Origin of the sequence: Halobacillus sp. B23F22_1, from assembly GCF_043497005.1 — a bacterium.
Classification (GTDB): domain Bacteria; phylum Bacillota; class Bacilli; order Bacillales; family Halobacillaceae; genus Halobacillus_A.
Genome location: NZ_JBIEKE010000003.1, coordinates 415,064 through 433,684, shown reverse-complemented (window position 1 = coordinate 433,684; position 18,621 = coordinate 415,064). Strand labels below are relative to the sequence as shown.

General features: G+C 40.6%; 16 protein-coding genes. 8 read left to right on the top strand and 8 right to left on the bottom strand.

Annotated elements, in window-relative coordinates:
* Nucleotides 1-44: 44 nt before the first annotated feature.
* The 3 genes from ACGTNH_RS17195 (at nt 45) to ACGTNH_RS17185 (ending at nt 4,205) form a co-directional block, all read left to right on the top strand.
* Nucleotides 45-1,874 (top strand): assimilatory sulfite reductase (NADPH) flavoprotein subunit, encoded by a 1,830-nt coding sequence (locus ACGTNH_RS17195; protein ID WP_394588522.1) that lies wholly within the window; start codon nt 45-47, stop codon nt 1,872-1,874.
* Nucleotides 1,875-1,893: 19 nt separating this feature from the next.
* Nucleotides 1,894-3,606, top strand: coding sequence for an assimilatory sulfite reductase (NADPH) hemoprotein subunit (cysI, locus tag ACGTNH_RS17190; RefSeq protein ID WP_394588165.1), 1,713 nt, complete (start codon nt 1,894-1,896; stop codon nt 3,604-3,606).
* Between the two features lie 116 nt (nt 3,607-3,722).
* Nucleotides 3,723-4,205 carry a hypothetical protein gene (locus tag ACGTNH_RS17185; RefSeq protein ID WP_394588164.1) on the top strand — a complete coding sequence of 161 codons (483 nt, stop codon included), beginning with the start codon at nt 3,723-3,725 and terminating at the stop codon, nt 4,203-4,205.
* On the opposite strand, the gene ACGTNH_RS17180 is transcribed toward ACGTNH_RS17185, so the two are convergent.
* From ACGTNH_RS17180 to ACGTNH_RS17165, 4 genes are read right to left on the bottom strand one after another with little or no spacing between them, the layout of a single operon-like run.
* Nucleotides 4,144-5,241: a GerAB/ArcD/ProY family transporter gene (locus ACGTNH_RS17180; protein ID WP_394588163.1), complete on the bottom strand. Its 1,098-nt coding sequence runs from the start codon at nt 5,239-5,241 to the stop codon at nt 4,144-4,146. The genes ACGTNH_RS17185 and ACGTNH_RS17180 overlap by 62 nt on opposite strands.
* Nucleotides 5,238-5,411: a hypothetical protein gene (locus ACGTNH_RS17175; RefSeq protein WP_394588162.1), complete on the bottom strand. Its 174-nt coding sequence runs from the start codon at nt 5,409-5,411 to the stop codon at nt 5,238-5,240. The genes ACGTNH_RS17180 and ACGTNH_RS17175 overlap by 4 nt, the downstream gene beginning before the upstream one ends.
* Entirely contained in the window at nt 5,398-6,600 is a 1,203-nt protein-coding gene (locus tag ACGTNH_RS17170; protein WP_394588161.1) for a Ger(x)C family spore germination protein, read from the bottom strand. Before ACGTNH_RS17170 ends, ACGTNH_RS17175 begins: the two co-directional genes overlap by 14 nt.
* 3 nt (nt 6,601-6,603) lie before the next feature.
* Nucleotides 6,604-8,097: a spore germination protein gene (locus ACGTNH_RS17165; RefSeq protein WP_394588160.1), complete on the bottom strand. Its 1,494-nt coding sequence runs from the start codon at nt 8,095-8,097 to the stop codon at nt 6,604-6,606.
* Between the two features lie 216 nt (nt 8,098-8,313).
* Between ACGTNH_RS17165 and ACGTNH_RS17160 the strand changes: the two genes are divergently transcribed.
* The gene (locus ACGTNH_RS17160) at nt 8,314-9,024 is read left to right on the top strand and encodes a DUF459 domain-containing protein (protein WP_394588159.1); all 711 of its coding nucleotides are present in this window, start codon (nt 8,314-8,316) and stop codon (nt 9,022-9,024) included.
* 45 nt (nt 9,025-9,069) lie between these two features.
* Here ACGTNH_RS17160 and yfkAB read toward each other — a convergent pair whose 3' ends face one another.
* Nucleotides 9,070-10,197: a radical SAM/CxCxxxxC motif protein YfkAB gene (gene yfkAB / locus ACGTNH_RS17155; RefSeq protein ID WP_394588158.1), complete on the bottom strand. Its 1,128-nt coding sequence runs from the start codon at nt 10,195-10,197 to the stop codon at nt 9,070-9,072.
* A 170-nt stretch (nt 10,198-10,367) separates the two neighbouring features.
* On the opposite strand from yfkAB, the gene ACGTNH_RS17150 reads away from it, so the two are divergent.
* The gene (locus ACGTNH_RS17150) at nt 10,368-11,345 is read left to right on the top strand and encodes a ring-cleaving dioxygenase (protein WP_394588157.1); all 978 of its coding nucleotides are present in this window, start codon (nt 10,368-10,370) and stop codon (nt 11,343-11,345) included.
* A 225-nt stretch (nt 11,346-11,570) separates the two neighbouring features.
* Here ACGTNH_RS17150 and ACGTNH_RS17145 read toward each other — a convergent pair whose 3' ends face one another.
* A complete protein-coding gene (locus ACGTNH_RS17145; protein ID WP_394588156.1) occupies nt 11,571-12,338 on the bottom strand; it encodes an N-acetylmuramoyl-L-alanine amidase family protein in 768 nt (255 codons plus the stop codon).
* Between the two features lie 500 nt (nt 12,339-12,838).
* On the opposite strand from ACGTNH_RS17145, the gene ACGTNH_RS17140 reads away from it, so the two are divergent.
* The 3 genes from ACGTNH_RS17140 (at nt 12,839) to ACGTNH_RS17130 (ending at nt 16,680) form a co-directional block, all read left to right on the top strand.
* Complete coding sequence (locus ACGTNH_RS17140; protein WP_394588155.1) at nt 12,839-13,804, top strand: sodium:calcium antiporter; 966 nt, start codon at nt 12,839-12,841, stop codon at nt 13,802-13,804.
* Nucleotides 13,805-14,047: 243 nt separating this feature from the next.
* Complete coding sequence (locus tag ACGTNH_RS17135; protein WP_394588154.1) at nt 14,048-15,295, top strand: surface carbohydrate biosynthesis protein; 1,248 nt, start codon at nt 14,048-14,050, stop codon at nt 15,293-15,295.
* A complete protein-coding gene (locus ACGTNH_RS17130; protein ID WP_394588153.1) occupies nt 15,292-16,680 on the top strand; it encodes a hypothetical protein in 1,389 nt (462 codons plus the stop codon). Before ACGTNH_RS17135 ends, ACGTNH_RS17130 begins: the two co-directional genes overlap by 4 nt.
* A 180-nt stretch (nt 16,681-16,860) precedes the next feature.
* Here ACGTNH_RS17130 and sat read toward each other — a convergent pair whose 3' ends face one another.
* Nucleotides 16,861-18,018 (bottom strand): sulfate adenylyltransferase, encoded by a 1,158-nt coding sequence (gene sat, locus ACGTNH_RS17125; protein ID WP_394588152.1) that lies wholly within the window; start codon nt 18,016-18,018, stop codon nt 16,861-16,863.
* A gap of 15 nt (nt 18,019-18,033) precedes the next feature.
* Nucleotides 18,034-18,621, bottom strand: a complete 588-nt coding sequence (gene cysC / locus ACGTNH_RS17120; protein WP_394588151.1) for an adenylyl-sulfate kinase — start codon at nt 18,619-18,621, stop codon at nt 18,034-18,036.

The window sequence follows — 18,621 nt, the reverse complement described above, 5'->3', positions numbered from 1 at the left end:
TAAACAGCTATGATTACAATGCGAAATGGAGTGAGGTGGAAATGTTGCAGTTAAAGGAAAAGAACAGTCCTTTTAATCAGGAGCAAGCAGATCAATTGAATCGGCTGCTTCCTACCTTAACGGAAAATCAAAGAATTTGGTTGAGTGGATATTTGGCTGTACCGCTAAGTGGTACAGATGCAGCTGTGCAAGATTTTCCGCAAGCATCTGAAACGAATGATGCAGCAGTGGCAAGTCAAACAAGAGAAATAACGATTTTGTATGGTTCTCATACGGGAAACTGTCAGTCGCTTGCTGAAGACTTTTCACAAAAGCTAGAACAGAAAAATTTTAACGTGACCGTATCTTCGATGGACGATTTTAAGCCGAAAGCATTGAAGAAGGTAGAAGATTTATTGATATTGACGAGTACTCATGGAGATGGAGATCCTCCTGATAACGCACTATCTTTATATGATTTCCTCCATAGTAAAAGAGCACCGAAGCTAGAAGGTGTGCGATTCTCTGTCCTTTCACTAGGAGACAGCTCGTATGAGTTTTTCTGTCAAACAGGTAAGGAATTTGATCACCGTCTGGAAGAATTAGGTGCTGAACGATTAGCTGCCCGAGTCGATTGCGATTTAGACTTTGAAGAGCCGGCTGAAGAGTGGTTTCAAGCGGCCGTAGCAGAACTTGATTCAGGGCAGGGATCCGGTGGTTCGGTAGCGGAAGAGGTGCCAGCTGATGCATTAGCAGATACGCCCGCTGTCTACTCGAGAACAAATCCGTTCCATGCGGAAATTTTGGAAAATATTAATCTTAATGGCCGCGGCTCCAACAAAGAAACACGTCACCTTGAGCTTGATCTTGAGGGTTCAGGTTTACAGTATAAACCAGGAGACAGCTTAGGCATCTTTCCACAAAATGATCCCGTGCTTGTTGAGCAATTGATCCAGGCGATGGGATGGAATCCAGAAGAAACAGTGACGATCAATAAGCAAGGAGAAATTCGTTCTGTCCGTGAAGCCCTCACGACACATTTTGAGATTACGAGCTTAACAAAGCCTTTGTTAGAAAAAGCTGCATCTCTTTCTTCTAATGAAACTCTAAAGGAGCTTATAAATCCAGAGAATTCCCAAGATTTAAAAGGCTATATAGAAGGACGCGATCTAATTGATCTTGTGCAAGATTTTGCTCCGTGGGAGGGGTCGGTTCATGATTTTATCACGATTCTTCGTAAAATTCCTGTCCGTCTTTATTCCATCGCAAGCAGTTCCGAGGCCAATCCAGAGGAAGTTCATTTAACGATTGGGGCTGTGAGATACGATGCTCATGGACGTCCGCGTACGGGAGTTTGCTCCGTGCAATGTGCAGAGCGATCCGAACCAGGAGATACTCTGCCGGTCTTTATACAACGAAATCAAAATTTTAAGCTTCCTGAAAATCCAGAAACCCCTATTGTGATGATTGGAGCCGGTACAGGGGTGGCACCGTATCGTGCTTTTCTAGAAGAGAGGGAAGAGACGGAAGCGGACGGGGAATCATGGCTTTTCTTTGGCGATCAGCATTTTGTTAGTGATTTCCTCTATCAAACGGAATGGCAGCAATGGTTAAAGGAAGGCATACTGACGAAAATGGATGTTGCTTTTTCTAGAGATACGGAGGAAAAAGTATACGTGCAGCACCGCATGCTTGAACACAGCAAAGAATTATATGAATGGCTGCAGAACGGAGCACATGTCTATGTATGTGGGGATGAGCAGTATATGGCAAAAGACGTTCAAGATACTCTGCTGACAATTCTGAAACAAGAAGGCCAAATGTCTGATGAACAAGCTGACCAATACTTGGCTGATATGCGTAAAGCCAAACGTTATCAACGTGATGTGTATTAAGAGGAAAGGGGAAAAAAGCATGACGAACAATAGATTTCCTGAACAGCACGGTCCACCTAGCGAAATGGAAAAAATAAAAGAGGAGAGTGATTACTTAAGAGGGTCACTTGTAGAAAGCTTTGCAGAACGGCTCAGCGCTGGTATTCCAGATGAGCAGACTAAACTTTTAAAGTTTCATGGAAGTTATATGCAGGACGATCGGGATGTACGAAATGAACGAAAACAGCAGAAATTGGAGCCGAATTATCAGTTTATGATCCGTGTACGCTTAGCAGGCGGGGTGGCCACACCTGAGCAATGGTTAACGATGGATGACCTTGCGAATACACACGGAAATGGCACACTTAAATTAACGACAAGGCAGACATTCCAGCTGCACGGAATTTTAAAATGGAATATGAAAAAGACCATTCAGGCGATGAATAGTTCTTTAATGGATACCATTGCTGCCTGTGGGGATGTAAACCGAAATGTAATGTGTAATGCCAATCCGTACCAATCCGACATTCATGCCGAAGTGTACGACTGGTCCAGGCAAATTAGTGATCATTTACTTCCAAAAACGAGAGCCTACCATGAAATTTGGTTAGATGAGGAAAAAGTACTCGACAGTCGAGAAGAAGAAACGGAAACGATTTACGGCCCGCTTTATTTACCGAGAAAGTTTAAGATTGGCGTTGCTGTTCCACCCTCTAATGATGTAGACATCTTCTCTCAGGATCTTGGTTTTATTGCAATTTTAGAGGATGGCAAACTGCAAGGTTTCAACATCGCTGTTGGCGGCGGTATGGGTATGACGCACGGGGATACAAATACATATCCTCAGCTGTCGCGAGTGGTTGGTTTTTGTAAACCAGAGCAATCCTTAGATGTGGCAGAGAAAATTCTTACCATTCAGCGCGATTACGGAAACCGTTCAGAGAGGAAGAATGCCCGCTTTAAATATACGGTCGACCGCAAAGGACTAGACTGGATGAGAGACGAACTCAATGCACGTCTAGGATGGGAAATTGAAGAGGAGCGACCGTACACATTTGATCATAACGGAGACCGTTACGGATGGGTGAAAGGGGATAACAAGTGGCATCTCACGCTGTTCATTCAAAATGGACGCGTTAAAGACTCTGACGAGTATCCTCTAATGACGGGCTTACGAGAAACTGCAAAAGTACACAAAGGAGATTTCAGACTTACACCAAACCAGAACTTGATTATCTCAAATGTTGCTGAAGAAGATAAGGATCAAATAGAAGAACTCGTCAGTCATTATGGATTAATCGATGGGAAGCACAACTCTGCATTAAGGAGAAATTCTATGGCGTGTGTTGCTTTTCCAACGTGTGGATTAGCTATGGCTGAGGCAGAACGATATCTACCTACTTTAATTGATAAGGTGGAAAATATCCTCGATGAAGCCGGACTTCGCGACGAAGAAATTGTCATACGCATGTCCGGGTGTCCGAATGGCTGCTCTCGTCCTGCCTTAGGTGAAATAGGCTTTATAGGCAAGGCACCTGGTAAATATAATATGTATTTAGGAGCAGGATTTAGAGGGGATCGACTCAACAAATTGTATCGGGAAAACATTGGAGAAGAAGAAATTTTGCAGGAACTGAATCCTATCCTTCATAATTATGCTAAAGAACGAACAGAGAATGAGCACTTCGGTGATTATGTTATAAGAGCTGGTTACGTTAATGCTGTTCATTCAGGAGTGGAATTTCACAGCTAGATAGCAGCCTCAGGTATGTACATACCTGAGGCTTTTTAACGTTAAAGTGGATTCATAACGGTTTATTTGCTGCATATAATGAGAGCAATGTTCATTTAGGGAAAAAGGGGGAGCTGATGTCATACTTAATTTTATCTACTTATGGAGAGTCAGGATCGAGAAATTCAGGAGATGATTTAATTTGTAAAAGCTTAATCTTGCTTTTGCAACGGGTGAAGGGAAAAAACATAGATCTTGATGTGTTTAGTTTAGTGGATGACGACGTGGCACTAGTTAATATGCAAAGATATAAAGCCGTTCTTGTTCCTGCCATGCGCCCTACCGTTCAAGGAAGTAAAATAGCCCCTCAAAACTGTCTGCTAGGAAATGAAAAAGAGTGTTCTCCATCTAGCAAGGATGAGCTAGGTGGAGGACAGTCTTTTTCTGTCTTAAAGAAATTCCAAGGAGCGAGGTCCATTCCACTCCTGGCGGCAAGAAAAAAAGATTGCGGAAAACAGGGGATTCTCCACAAGCTGAAGCTTCATAAGAGCAGCTGCTTTATGGAGAGATGGGCAGTTTATGTTTTTTTCTCACAGTTCCAATTGTTAACATTAGTATAATGAGACAATAGAGTGAAAACCAGTAAAAGGTCCAGCTTGTGGTTACAAAACCAGTGAAGTCCATCACGGTTTTGTGAAGGTGATTGCTCAAGGCCCATACAAGTATTCCAATAGGGATTATATATACTTTATATGTAGTAGATTTTGAAAGGTGTTTTAATCCTAACATCCCGACAAGAAAACAGGCCGTAATTTTAACAAACAAACCAAGAAGCCAGGCAACAGCGAGTAAGAATTCTATTCTCTCAAACACGGTGAAAAATTCGATATCTCTCAGTACAGAAAACGTAGGATAGGTTTCCCGTGCCACTAAATAAGCCCCTTCATCTCCGATAATTAGGAAGACGGTTACGGCTAATGTCATTCCCCCTATCGCAATTCCAGATAAAAAGACAAGCCTCAGCTTTTCCTTCTTTTCAACAAATTGAAAAAATGCTGATAGTAATAAAATTTCAATAAAGGGGAAGCCGAGTATGACGTAGGCTCCGTGAAAAACATCTAACGGAGGCGTATGAAAAAATGGCTTGAGTTCAAAAATGCTGAATTCCCTAAGGATAAGAAGGAGAGACCCAACAGTAAATAATGCAACAAAGGGAAATAGCAATTCATTTAATAGAAAAATAATTTTGACCCCTAGGCTCACAGTATAAGCGACGACAACGAGAGTGAGAATTTGATAAATCCAGGGGTGGGAGTAAGGGACCACGCTTGATACCATAAAGTTACTTAAGTTTCGTAACACCATCGCTGCGAGATGCAGAGCGTAAAAAATGATAAGTAAATTCACCACGGAACCTATCCACTTTCCTGCTATGTGATCCATTAGTTCAAAGAGTGATGGGTACTTATACTTTTTAAACATATACAAATAGAGGACCATCAATATTAAACCTATCCCTAACGCAAGCAGCATAGATACCCATCCATCCTGATTCGCCGCAACGACAGTAATAGCCGGCGCCATTAAAATGGAACTGAATATGAGAAAATTAATAACGATGGCTATAAATTGGTAGCTTGATAATTGAGTATTCATGATGGACCTCCGAATAAACCGTAGTAAACAGGCTCATAGATTGCTTTTAACCAGGAAGTGACAGGGAAAATAGGGAGGTCATATAAATACCCGATTGCATAGCCAGCAGAAAATAACCAAACGATAAAAATAACGGCTTTTTCTCTAAGCGTTCGTTTACTTTTCCTCATTATTATCCACCCTTGCCCCAGGAGATTCTAAATAGAGATCGACGTTTGTGGTGGTTTCCATCTGAGCATATAGGTCCTCCCAGTCATCTTTGGCCTTTTCCCATTGTTTCGGCTGGTTTTTAAATAAATCATTTTTAATGCCGAAATAGTCGAGGTTGAAATCTTGTGCATTCTCCACAGAGGTTTGTAAATCATCTTCTAAGTTTGTATTTACAATGTCCTGAAGCTCTGTTACACCTTGATCCGTTGATAGATCGATGTTGCAAGTCATACCCTGAAGGTTAAAGTGCCCCTTCATTTGAAGCGTGTAAGTCAGCTGGTCTTCTTCGATTTTGGGTTTTGCTTTAACATCCATTTCTTTTAAAAGAAAGCCGATTGTACCTTTACTGTCACTGCAGGGAACAGTGTAGTTTTTAACTGTTTCTGATTCTCCCTTGATCATTGCCCAGGCCACCGAATCTTTATAGGAGAGCCAATCTACTAAATAATCTTCATCAAATAAAGCTAATCCAGTTAAACGTAAAGCATTCTTATTTCCCTCAATTTCATTTAACGATTCCGTATTTGTAGAATCTGTTTCTTTAGTGACTCTTTCAACGCCCGTGATAACAGCGTCACGATCATCTCCGTACCTCCATCTTATGAAGTCCTCTAATTCAATTCCATCTTTTAAACTAACCGTACTTCCTGGGATCTCCACCAGTCTTTTGATGTTTTGAACTGATGAATTATCTAAAGGAGGAAACGTATTTAAAATATCAGAGGCTGTCGTTTCCTTAGCGATAAAAAGCATGTAGCTGTCTCTAATTTCATAATGCCGCGAGAGAAAATCGCTAATTCCAGCCAATCCATTTTCTCTTGCGAAGTCCTCTCCTACAACGAGCGAAGAAATATGGGGGAAAAATAATTTTCTGGGAAGTAAGTCATTTGCATTAAATACAGCTGCTACAACATCTTCACCTTCACTTTCAAAAGTATAGGAGGTGGCCTGGCTGGCACCTCCGCCACCTGCTTCACCGCCTGCTTGAGCTTGAGGGTTAGTTGCCTGGAATGTAACTTTTACATTTTGCTCCTCTCCTTGATCGATGCCTATTCCAGTTAGTATAAGCAGTTCGTTCAGTTCCTGTTTGCCGCTGCACCCTCCTATTAAGATTAAGGCAAACATAAATAAGGCATAAAAGCTCTTCATAGGTTAAGCCTCCTGCTTCCATCTTTTTTTGCGTTTGGTCCACCACAACGGAAACCGCAATACGGTATCCTTCTGTTTCTTCAATGAAAAAGGAGCAAAAGGTGCCATATAAGGCTGTCCGAGTGACTTCAATGAAACAAGGTGTACACATAAGATTAAAGTGAAGATCAGTATGCCAAAAATCCCCGCTGTAGCTGCAAAGACCATAAGTACAAACCGCATAATTCGTCCCGTTCCGGCGATGGAGTAATAAGGATTCGCAAAGCTGGAAATTGCTGTTAGAGATACCACGATAACAATGGCAGGAGAGACGAGCCCGGCAGATACCGCAGCTTCTCCAATAACGATGGCTCCTACAATAGAAACGGCGGGACCGATCGGACGGGGCATTCGTATGCCCGCCTCTCGTAAAATTTCAAAGACAGTTTCCATAATTAAAGCTTCGACGAGAGCTGGAAAAGGGAGGCCTTCCCGCTGAGCCGCTAAACTAATTAACAAGTCTGTGGGAATTAATTCCTGGTGAAAAGTCGTCAGAGCTACATATGTAGCAGGTAAAGCAAAGGCAATCCAAAACGCGATAAAACGAATCACACGCAGGAAAGTAGATAGATCAAAACGATTGTAATAATCTTCAGCTGTTTGGAAGTAAGAAATAAAGGTAGCCGGACCGATTAAAGCAAACGGGCTGCCTTCCATCATGATTGCTAATTTACCTTCTGTAAGCGCAGCGCTCACAACATCCGGCCTTTCCGTATCAATTAAAGTGGGAAAGGGAGAATAGCCTTTATCCTCAATCAGCTCTTCCAGCATTCCGCTTTCAAATATTTCGTTAGTTTTAGCATCCGTAATACGGCTGCACGCCACATTTAGGGCGGACTCGTTCACCAGTCCTTCTATATAAATGACCATAACCATCGTTTGCGTTATTTCACCTACTATGAATGATTTAAATCGCAAACGAGGATTTGTAATTCGTCTGCGGATCAGCGTGGAATTAACGGCAAGTGCCTCGACAAATCCTTCTCTCGGTCCTCGAACCATCGTTTGAGAGCTTGGTTCTTCAATAGATCTTGTTTCCCAATGTTGATCTGATATTAAAAAAGCTTCAGTGCCCTTTTTTATAAAAAGAACCGTACTTCCGCGTAGTAATGCAGTGAGCAGGACAGTAAAATCAGAAGTGGTATTCAATTTTTTCGGGACTTGAATGTGCTGTGAAAAATCTTTTATGACGCTTTCTTTTGAAGAATCATTCTCTTTAAACCAATTCATCAAGGAAGGAATGACGGTTCTCTCGATATCTTCTGTACTAATAAGGCCATCAATATAGCACAAAGCAAAAGCACTGTGTTTAAATTCATATACTTTATAAACTAAGTCGAACGGCTCTCCAAGACACTGCTTAATTTGCTCAATATTTTTCCCGACGTCTTCTTTGATTGTCAAAGTCGTATCAATTTTGGTAGTAGGGGAGACGTTCTTCGATTTTTTCCGCCACATAATTAAGCTCCTCGCTACTTTTTTAACCATCCTTTCCTATATGGAGAGATTTATACGTTTATGGGTAGGAGGGAAACTATGAACTAATTTGAAAAAGCTGGTTCGCCTGTTAATGCAGTTTATTGGATGAGAGTAGCAGTTGCTTGAGCAGTATTATGTGAAAGTCGTTTAGTACTCGCGAGAAAGGGGTAAGTTAATGTCTCAGGAGGAACTATCATGAAAAAAACATTAGTATATACAGCGACCTTTATTGTCATCATTATGATTGGCGTAGGTTTGGTCAGCTGGAACCAAAACAAAAATGCTACATCGGATGAAACGGAAAAAATGATCGCTCTCGGCGATTCTTTAACATATGGAATCGGAGATGAGTCAGGCCATGGTTATGTAGAAAACTTGGAAAACCTATTAAAAGAGAACAAAGATGCTGATATAAAGGTAGAAAACTATGGGATTCCAGATCAGCAGACAGATGGCTTACTGAAGCAAGTTAATCAAACAGATGTGAAAAGTGATTTAGGGAATGCTGATTATTTCATTTTATTTATTGGGACAAATGATTTAATTGAAAGTAATGGAGGCGATTTAGCTGAAATTAATGAGGGGAAGATTGAAGCAGGAAAGTCGGATTATGAACAAAACTTAGAAAAGATTTTAGGGATCATCCGAGAGGAGAATGAAGACGCTCCGATTTTATTCCTTGGTCTTTATAATCCCTATCCTGATTCTAAAGAGATTGAAGAGGAAGTGGTTGAATGGAATGATAAAAGCCAAAGCATAGTTAATAATTTTGAAAGAATTAAATTTATTTCTACGAATGATCTCTTTAAAGAAAAATCGACCGAGTATTTCAGCGATGCTCTGCATCCGAATAAAAAAGGGTATGATTTAATTACAGAAAAAATTGTAGAAGAATATGACTTTTAATAAAGAAGCCGCATTCCTATAAACAGAGGAATGCGGCTTTATTCATTATCGATTTAATGAGATTTTTGCTTTTCGCTGCTGAAAATCAGTATTTTGATAATACGTATTTTTCACTAATAAGTTTGGTCCTAAACACTTAGCTGCTGGACAATGGCAATTTAACGCTTCAGCTGTGGTTGTATTCATCCATTTTGTAAAAGCATCAGGGAGAGGTGTATCTTGAATTTTACCTAAAGAAGGTTCATCCCCGAAATCAGTCACAATGATTTCTCCGGAAAAAATGTTTATGTTTAATCTTGAACGTCCATCCGGGTCATTACGTACGGTTACATTCTCAGCTTCATCTAGACGTTTTAGCATATCTAAATCTGCTTGTGTAGAGTTGCAAGGATAAAAGGGAAGAGTGCCAAACAACATCCATACGTTAGGGGCACGGTGGTTCAGCAGACGATTAATGCCGTCACGCATTTCTTCTAAACTCAACGTTTCAAGATTACTAGCAAAATCAACAGGGTACATCGGATGGATCTCATGTCTGGCACAACCCATTTCAAGTACGTGCTCGTGAATTTTTTCTAAGTGGGGGAAGGTGCGCTTATTCAGCATCGTTTCTGCGGAAACCATTACACCTGCTTTTGAAAGCGCCTGACTGTTTTCTACCAGTCGGTCAAAGTACTTCGCGCGGTTTTCAAAGGAAGGCTTACGATCCATTAGTGCAAAACCTGTTTCGGCAAATTCATCAACAGTGCCCCAGTTATGTGAGATATGTAAGACATCTAAATAGGGTATAATTTCTTCATAGCGTGCGTAGGGCAGCGTAAGATTTGAATTAATTTGAGTACGTACTCCGCGTTCGTGTGCGTATTTTAGCAGAGGAACAACATACTGCTTGACTGATTTCTTTGAAAGCATAGGTTCTCCGCCTGTAATACTAAGTGTGCGCAGATGTTTAATTTCATCTAATCGCTGCGTTAAAAGCTCTATTGGTAAAGCATCCGGATCTTTATCTTGCAGCGTATAGCCAACGGCACAGTGAGCGCAGCGCATGTTACACAAATAAGTAGTCGTAAATTCAATATTTGACAACGTCATTTCGCCATGTTCTTCTACGTCCATATAAGCTTCCCATGGGTCATAGGAAGGGGATAGTACTTTTAATTGCGTGGTATCCATGATGAAAAAACTTCCTTTCTAACTATTACGTACTTTCATTGTAGCACGTTGAACAAAGATGAAGGTAAGAATCAAAAGGCTGAGGTTTAATATCTTGAAACCGAGATAAATTAAAGGTAAAATAATATTAAAAGAAAAGGTCACGATATTCCCAATTGGAGGGTTCACTTATGAATGAGTTAAAAGGGCTTCATCATGTTACTGCGATTACGAGCAGTGCTGAGAAGAATTATGAATTTTTTACGTACGTTTTAGGAATGCGTCTCGTTAAAAAAACTGTAAACCAAGATGATATTCAAACGTATCATTTGTTTTTCGCAGATGATAAAGGAAGTGCAGGGACGGATATGACGTTCTTTGATTTCCCAGGTATTCCAAAAGGGTCTCACGGTACAAATGAAATTGCTAAAACTTCCTTTAGAGTTCCTAATGATCAAGCGTTAGACTATTGGATGACGCGATTTAATCGTTATGACGTTAAGCACAAAGGAATACAAGAACGATTCGGTAAAAAAGTGCTTCCATTTGTTGATTTTGATGATCAGTCCTATGAACTTGTATCAGATGAACACGATGAAGGTGTGGCTGCGGGTACACCGTGGCAGAAAGGACCAGTTCCTTTAGAATATGCAATTACAGGATTAGGGCCGATATACGTTCGTGTGGAGAAATTTGATTATTTTAAAGAGATGCTTGAAAAGGTACTTTTATTTAAGGAAATTGACGAGGAAGGAGCCTTCCACCTTTTTGAAGTAGGTGAAGGGGGCAATGGCGCACAGGTTGTGGTAGAGTATAACCCTGTTTTACCACAGGCAAGACAGGGGTACGGAACCGTTCACCATGCAGCTTTTCGAGTCGAAGACCGTAATGCTTTAGATGAGTGGATTGACCGTATGCCACGCTTTGGATTTAGAACCTCTGGCTATGTAAACCGTCATTACTTTGAATCGCTGTATGTAAATGTTGCTCCGCAAATCTTATTTGAATTTGCTACTGATGGGCCAGGTTTTATGGAAGATGAACCTTATGAAACCCTGGGGGAAAATTTATCACTGCCGCCGATGCTTGAGCCGAAACGTGAACAGATTGAAGAGGCGGTCCGCCCCATAGACACAGTTAGAAGTACGAAAGATTTTAAAAAAGAGTAAAGCAGCTTTTTTACTCTAGACGAAATGAAGGAACCGTGTGATCACAGGTTAACATTTGCATAAGGGTACCAGGTACCGAAAAGCTGTAAAAGAGCGAAGTGCCAAGTGTGAATTTCGGTACCTGGTACCCAGTGACGATGTAATAAATAATCCGAACCGATTCTATTGAATCGTTCGGATTAATTTATGTTTTATTCATTTTTTTCCAGTCTCATCTTTATATCATTATTTTCCGAAATAATCGATTGTACCTTGAGTAATGGCATCAGCAACTTGAGATTGATAGCTTTCAGTTTGAACGGTCGCTGTTTCTTCAGAGTTGGAAAGGAAGCCTAATTCGAGTAAAACGGCTGGTGCTTTGTTATCTTTAACAACACGGAAATCCTGGTTGAAAACCCCATCATTTTGACGGTCCGTATGGCTGGCAAGCTGGTTTTGTAAAGCTCTTGCCCAAGGAAGGTCCTTGCCGCTGTCATAATAGTAGCTGCTGATCCCTTTGGCACTAGCGTAAGCACTGGAATTATAGTGAAGACTTATGAAAGCATCTGTATCGTAAGAATTACTAATGGAGACTCTTTCATCTAACGTCAAATATTGATCACCTGACCTGGTCATCGTAACCTTAGCTCCAGCCTGACTTAACTCGTCGTATGTATGCTTCGCTGTACTTAGGTTAACATTTTTTTCATAAGAATTGTCTACACCGATAGCTCCAGGATCAGATCCTCCGTGACCGGGGTCAAGAGTAATATGTATGCCTTCTAAGGGAGAGTTAGAAGCTACTAAGAAATCTGAAGAAACCCAGCCTGTGTAGCCGTTATACTCAATTCTAGACCAATTTGAGACTTCCTCGTAGACCGTAACACTGGCCCCATCTTCTAAAGCACCGATAATGTCAGAGTTAATATCTGGTGTACTTCTAACGTGTAAAGAAGTAGCGTCCACCTGGTAATCCTTCGTTTCCGCGCTGGCAGTAGTTGGAATTATACTCAAAATGACTAGCGAGCCTGCCACCACCATGAGCGCCATCAATAATTTGTTTTTTTCTTGAAATGGTAATGCAAAAATAAAGTCTCACCTCTCTTATAAAATATTAATAAAGTCTAGCATTCTATGATTCAGTTTCATACCATCATACCAATGCTGGAGAGGATTTCAATGTTTTCTACAATAAACGAAACGATATGCTAACAAAATAGGATATTTTTGGTATTTCATCATAGATTAATAAAAGCATTAAGGACTTTTATCGGAGTGAAAATAGATGGAATTCTTATGTGATATAGTCTTTTAACTTGACTCTTTCTTGTGAAATTCATATAGTAGATTCAACAAGGGGAGTAGCGACCGCTTTATGCGGCTTTTGAATCGTCAATACGGTATACTAAATACTTGGTTCAAAAGGCTATCAACGGTGAGTAGTACGCGAGACCTTGGTACACATTCTGTACCAGGGTCTCTTTTTTATGCTCTGGTCTGAAAGGAGAAGCTTCATGATCTATGCTATTTTTTTACTGGCAGCTGCTGTTGTTGTTTTAGCAGCGATTAAGCTGAACAAATTTGGGGATATCATTAGTCAAAAGTCTGTGTTAAGTGGTGCGGCAGTGGGAACTTTTTTAATTGCCGGGGCTACATCATTACCGGAGCTTACAACTAGTTTAACAGCGGTTTACATTGATAACCCTGATATCGCAGTTGGAAATATGATTGGAAGCAACGTTTATAATCTATTAATTCTAGCAGTTGTAGATATGATTTATCGCAGACGTCGCCTCTTTCAGCGTGTGGGGTATAGAGAGCATCTTCCTTCTGCGGTTGTAGGTTTACTTTTTATGCTGATCATTATAGCAGCCCTTCTTATTCCGGGTTCCATTGCCTGGTTAGGTATTGGTATTGAAATGTTTATAATGGTTGGTGTTTATTTCGTAGTTGTGAAATTTCTTTCGAATGAAGGGGAAGAAAGTGCGGCGGATGTAGAAGTACCAGTGGAGGATTATAGTTTGCGTCAGGCAGTTGTTCGTTTTATTTTGCTCGGCTTAGTTGTATTTGGGGCAGGGAGTATTCTTTCTATTTCTGGTGATCAACTTGCTCAGGTGTCAGGGATGGATTCCAGCTTTGTCGGCAGCTTTCTAATCGCTGCTTCTACTTCACTGCCTGAATTGGTTACTGTGCTTGCGGCTTTTAAAGTAGCTAATTATGGTATGGCCATAGGATCAATCTTAGGAAGCAATATGTATAATATGCAGCTCCTAGTAGTCACGGACGTACTTTACCGGGACGGAGCCATTTTAGAAGCATCAGGAAGTTCCCATATTTTTATGGCGCTTCTCGTCGTATTTATGACGATTATGTTCATTTATTTACTGCTGAGACCGAGGATTTCAAACTCTTGGCGTTATGCGGCCCCTTCGTTTGTCATCAGCGTTGTATATCTCGTCGTTTCATTTATGTTGTTTTAAGGAAGAGACTGGACCATATAAGGGTACCAGGTACCCGGCGCGCGCCCTTTGAAAGGGAATGTTTTCCTAAAACGCTTTATTTTTGATCATGCAAACAATGTTTACACTTTCGAGCTAAAAGAGAAAGCGATGGTTTCTTAACAAGATGGAAAAAGGGATGCTGGAATTGATGCCTCTTCAATAGGCATTCCTGATTAAGGAAACGAATACGTTATAAAAAGTATGAAGGAAGGTGGAATGGCGGTGAGTACAGTTCGTCCCCCCAGAAAGGTTATGTATGTCCCAATTGAAATAAAAGCAAGAGAGCTGAATGCAAAACTGCTTTTTTCCTACTATGCCGCCCTTGAAAATTACCGTGTGATTATAGGGGAACAGCGAATTGTAGAACAAGCCTCGAACGTGATGCCGCCTGGTATTTTCTTTTCAAAAGGCTATTCTCAGCGTTATCGGCGCCGGGTATTAACTAACGCTAAAAAAGCCGGTCACGCAATTGTGGAACTGGACGAAGAGGGCTTCATCTTTCATGACCCTGCGATATATTTAACGGAACGTATGAACGAGGCAATGCTTCCGTTGGTTGAGCAGATATATTGCTGGGGGCCTCATCAAAGAGAAGTTATTGTGAACGCGTATCCTGCCTGTGATGCTCGGTGTTTTATTGTAGGTAATTCTAGGTTTGATCTTTTAAAGAAAAAATACCGTCCGTTATTTAAAGAAAAAGCCTCGTTATTAAAAAAGCAGTATGGAGATTTCATATTAGTAAACACACGTTTTGCCTTATACAACCATTTTAGAGGAAAAAAACAGCCTGATAAAGATAGCGGTGTTGAATATATTAAAAAGCTTTACGACGCTTTTCTGGATATGGTGAAAACGTTAAGTAAACGAAATCTTTCATTAAATATTGTCGTTAGACCCCACCCTTCTGAAAATGCACAATCCTATCGCAAAGAATTTTCTTCATTTACTAATGTATATGTACGCTGCGATGGGCAGGCTTCCGACTGGATTGCAGCTTCGCGAGTCGTTATTCATAACGGTTGTACGACTGCCATCGAAGCTTCATTATTAGATACTCCTGTGATTTCTTATCTTCCTTTTCAAGATGATAGATATGATGTAGCACTCCCGAATAAAGCAGGGGTCGTGCTGACTTCACTCGATGAAGTGTTATATTGTATGGACCATAAGGTGAAACGAAGCCGAACACGATTCTTAACTCCTTTTTATCATAAAGACCTATGGGCACATGAAATCATTTTATCACATGTGAATCAGCTGAAGCTTAAGGAAGCGCCGTATAAGCAGATAAACATTCCAAATGTGCGGAGTAAACATATAAAACATCGTTTTCCTTCCTTAAAAGCGCAAGAAATTAGGGATTTTATGACAAAACTCCACCATATTGAGGGTGGGGGGGACCGTGTCACTATTCGCCCATTAGCCCAAAATCTATTTGAATTATCATTGGATAAGGGGGAGAAAGGTTGAATCGTTATACGATCAATTACTGGTCTCTATATTTTGATTTCATCGAAACGTTTTCTATAAATGCTTCGGACACTTACCCAATCGCTTTACTTAGTCATTTTTATGAACATATAAAGAGCATCCCTTTGTTACATGATGAAGTAAAGAAAGAATCATTTAAGAAACACTTGAAGTTTGAATTACGGAAAGAAGAGGAAATACAGCTCAGATTCAACCAACTTCTCCCTAAAACTCCACCTATTTCTAAAGAGGTCTCCAAAGGGAAAACGGCTTTGCATGATCAACTGCTTCGTTTTCCATCTTCCATCATTCACAGGAATTTCAATAAACAAGATACGGTCCTCATTAAAAATAAATCAAGTCACAAAAAAACAAACACAGGGATCTCTATTCTCCATTTACATGAGGTAGAAGATGCAGCAGTAATAGTTGAAAGGTATAAAAAAGCGTGGAATAAAGTTTTATATTCTTTTGCTAATCATCCTGTATTCGGGAACGACCAGTTTAGAAAGAGACTTATCAAAGAATTGCCTCGATTATTAAATGCTTATTTAGGGGCGGAAAATATCGTGGGATCGAATCATTTTCGAATTTTGATTACAGGGACAACCAACACATGCGAAAGCAGGGCTCTAACGATAAACGCACGAATGGAAGGGATACCAACTGTATGTATGCAGCATGGAATCATTGGGCTGGAGTTTGGCTATTTACCAAAAGTAGCTAATATTCAAGCCGTCTACGGTCAATATGAAAAGGAGTGGTATGAGCGCATAGGAATAGACTCTGAAGAAGTGATAATTATAGGCCATCCACGATTTGATGAAATTAAAAAGAAAAGAAAAGCTCCTCTTCGTAAAATTACCTTGCGGGCCGGGCAAAAGACTGTTTTATTTATTCATCATCATGAAGAAGTTAGTACACCGCGTGCTATTATAAATGAACTGGCTTTTCAAAAAAACATTCAACTTATAATCAAATCGAGAGGAAATCTAAAAGAAATGAAAGCTCTCAAAAAAATGCACCCACACATTCAATTAGCAGCCGGAGAACCTTTGTATGACTTGATTGAGGCGGCAGATGCTGTAGTAAGCTACCCATCTACTGTAGCTTTAGAAGCACTGCTTGCAGGTAAGCCTGTTTTTATATGGACAATAGGCGGAGGAGCGGCTCCCGCCTATTTTAACAGACTCAAAGAATTTATCCATACTCATCCAAAATCATTGGTTAAGCAGCTGATTCTTTATCTGAAGGATGAGAGCGCTGGTAAAAAACTTCTAAAAAAGAAAAATGAATTTCTCGCTTATCACTACCCGTTAGCGGGTCAATACAAAAGCTCTACAGAAGAGCTGCTTAAATTGATCCGAGCAAACACAGGATACTAGCGTATCCAAAACTCTTAACCCTCCTGCGATAACAGTTCGAGACGTAGATCCTGCTGTTGCTTTTCAAGGCAACTGAGGCTGAGTGGAAATTGTTAGCGGAGTAATGGTGAAATCCTTTCTTGAACATAAAACAACCGAACTGATTTCAATAGAATCGTTCGGATGATTTTATCCTTTCATTCAGCTTGGGTCCTGATTATTTGTTGAGTTTAATCCATGGATCAGTGAATCAATTACTTCTTTTCTACTGAACTCTTCAGGGGGAATCTGACCGCTTCGTAGCATTTCCCGTACTTTTGTGCCTGATAGATGGATATGTTCTGATAAGTGGTGGGGACACGTTTTTTTCGTTGTTACCTGCTTACATGTTTGACAATAGAAGGCATGCTCAAAAAACAACGGCTGAATCCCTAATTCTTCTTTCGTGAAGTTAGAAAAAATATGCTGGGCATCATATGTTCCATAGTAATCCCCGACACCTGCGTGATCTCGACCGATAATAATGTGGGTACAGCCGTAATTTTTTCTTATAATGGCGTGGAAGACGGCCTCTCTGGGACCTGCATAACGCATGGCGCACGGAAAAACACTTAAATGCACGCGCTCTTTTGGATAGTAATGGTCCAATAATGCTTTGTAGCTTTGCATACGTATGGGGGCAGGGATGTCATCTGACTTCGTCTCTCCTACTAACGGGTGAAGCAATAACCCATCGACCATCTCCAGTGCGCATTTCTGTAAATATTCATGAGCACGGTGCACCGGATTTCTCGTTTGAAAAGCTACTACCGTATTCCAGCCTTTTTCAGTAAACGTTTTTCTTAACTCAAAGGGGGACTGGTAATAACTTGGGAAATCCGGGTGGGGTTCTGGAATTTTAACGAGAGTAATAGGACCCGCTACGTAAACACCGGGTCTGGAATAGAGCTTCTTTACACCGGGATGATTTAAATCATTTGTGCGAAAGACTTGAGTAGCCTCAAGTTTTTTTGTTGGACGGTACTTCTCTGTAATTTGTAACACACCATAGGTTTTTCCTTGGTAGTCAAGTCTTACTAAACTCCCTGTTTTCAAGTGAGCAGCTGTTCCTTCGGTAACAGGAAGTGTAATTGGAAGGCTCCATATAAGACCGTCTGCCAATTTCATGTTCATTAATACTGCTTTGTAATCTGCGCTGCCAAGAAAGCCTGTAAGCGGACTGTAAGCTCCTGTTGCAATCATCGTTAAATCTGATAAAGCCATAGCATCTATATCTATTGTCTCTTTAAGAAAACTATAATCATAATTCAGGTCCACTTTATTGATGAGCGTTCCTCCGTGGGGTTGGCCTATGGACAATGTTCTGCCTCCTTCTTAAATTTTTTTTAATAAAAAGTGTGTCAGCTGATCCACTGACTTTTCAATCGACTGACTTGTCGTATCAATAATGACTTCGGGAGAATCGGGCTCCTCATATGGTTGAGATATTCCGGTAAAGTTCTTGATTTCACCTGCCCTTGCTTTTTGATAAAGTCCTTTGGGGTCTCTCTTTTCACATTCTTCCAGCGTGCATTTTACATATACTTCAATAAATTCTTCTTCCTCAAACCTGTGCCTTGCTGCTTCCCGATCCTCTTTATAGGGGGAAATAGCAGCTACGAAAATAACGACCCCTGCGTCAACAAACAGCTTCCCGATTTCTGAAATCCTCCGAATGTTTTCTTTTCGATCTTCTTCTTTAAAACCTAAATTTTGATTAATCCCATGACGCAAGTTATCTCCGTCTAATAAATAAGTGTTTATGCCTTTATTGAAAAGACGTTGCTCAGAAAGGTTGGCAATTGTCGATTTACCTGAACCCGAAAGGCCTGTCAACCACACAATTAAACTCTTATGGTTATTGTTTTTTTGACGTTCTTGTTTAGTAAGTGACGTTTCATGCCATGTGATATTGTTATCCAC

Excerpts from the sequence above, each read along its gene's own strand:
- ACGTNH_RS17150 (WP_394588157.1), top strand. The coding sequence starts at position 10,368 with ATGAATGAGTTAAAAGGGCTTCATCATGTTACTGCGATTACGAGCAGT.
- ACGTNH_RS17175 (WP_394588162.1), bottom strand. The coding sequence starts at position 5,411 with ATGAGGAAAAGTAAACGAACGCTTAGAGAAAAAGCCGTTATTTTTATC.
- ACGTNH_RS17180 (WP_394588163.1), bottom strand. The coding sequence starts at position 5,241 with ATGAATACTCAATTATCAAGCTACCAATTTATAGCCATCGTTATTAAT.
- ACGTNH_RS17170 (WP_394588161.1), bottom strand. The coding sequence starts at position 6,600 with ATGAAGAGCTTTTATGCCTTATTTATGTTTGCCTTAATCTTAATAGGA.
- ACGTNH_RS17160 (WP_394588159.1), top strand. The coding sequence starts at position 8,314 with ATGAAAAAAACATTAGTATATACAGCGACCTTTATTGTCATCATTATG.
- ACGTNH_RS17140 (WP_394588155.1), top strand. The coding sequence starts at position 12,839 with ATGATCTATGCTATTTTTTTACTGGCAGCTGCTGTTGTTGTTTTAGCA.
- cysI (WP_394588165.1), top strand. The coding sequence starts at position 1,894 with ATGACGAACAATAGATTTCCTGAACAGCACGGTCCACCTAGCGAAATG.
- ACGTNH_RS17165 (WP_394588160.1), bottom strand. The coding sequence starts at position 8,097 with ATGTGGCGGAAAAAATCGAAGAACGTCTCCCCTACTACCAAAATTGAT.
- yfkAB (WP_394588158.1), bottom strand. The coding sequence starts at position 10,197 with ATGGATACCACGCAATTAAAAGTACTATCCCCTTCCTATGACCCATGG.
- ACGTNH_RS17185 (WP_394588164.1), top strand. The coding sequence starts at position 3,723 with ATGTCATACTTAATTTTATCTACTTATGGAGAGTCAGGATCGAGAAAT.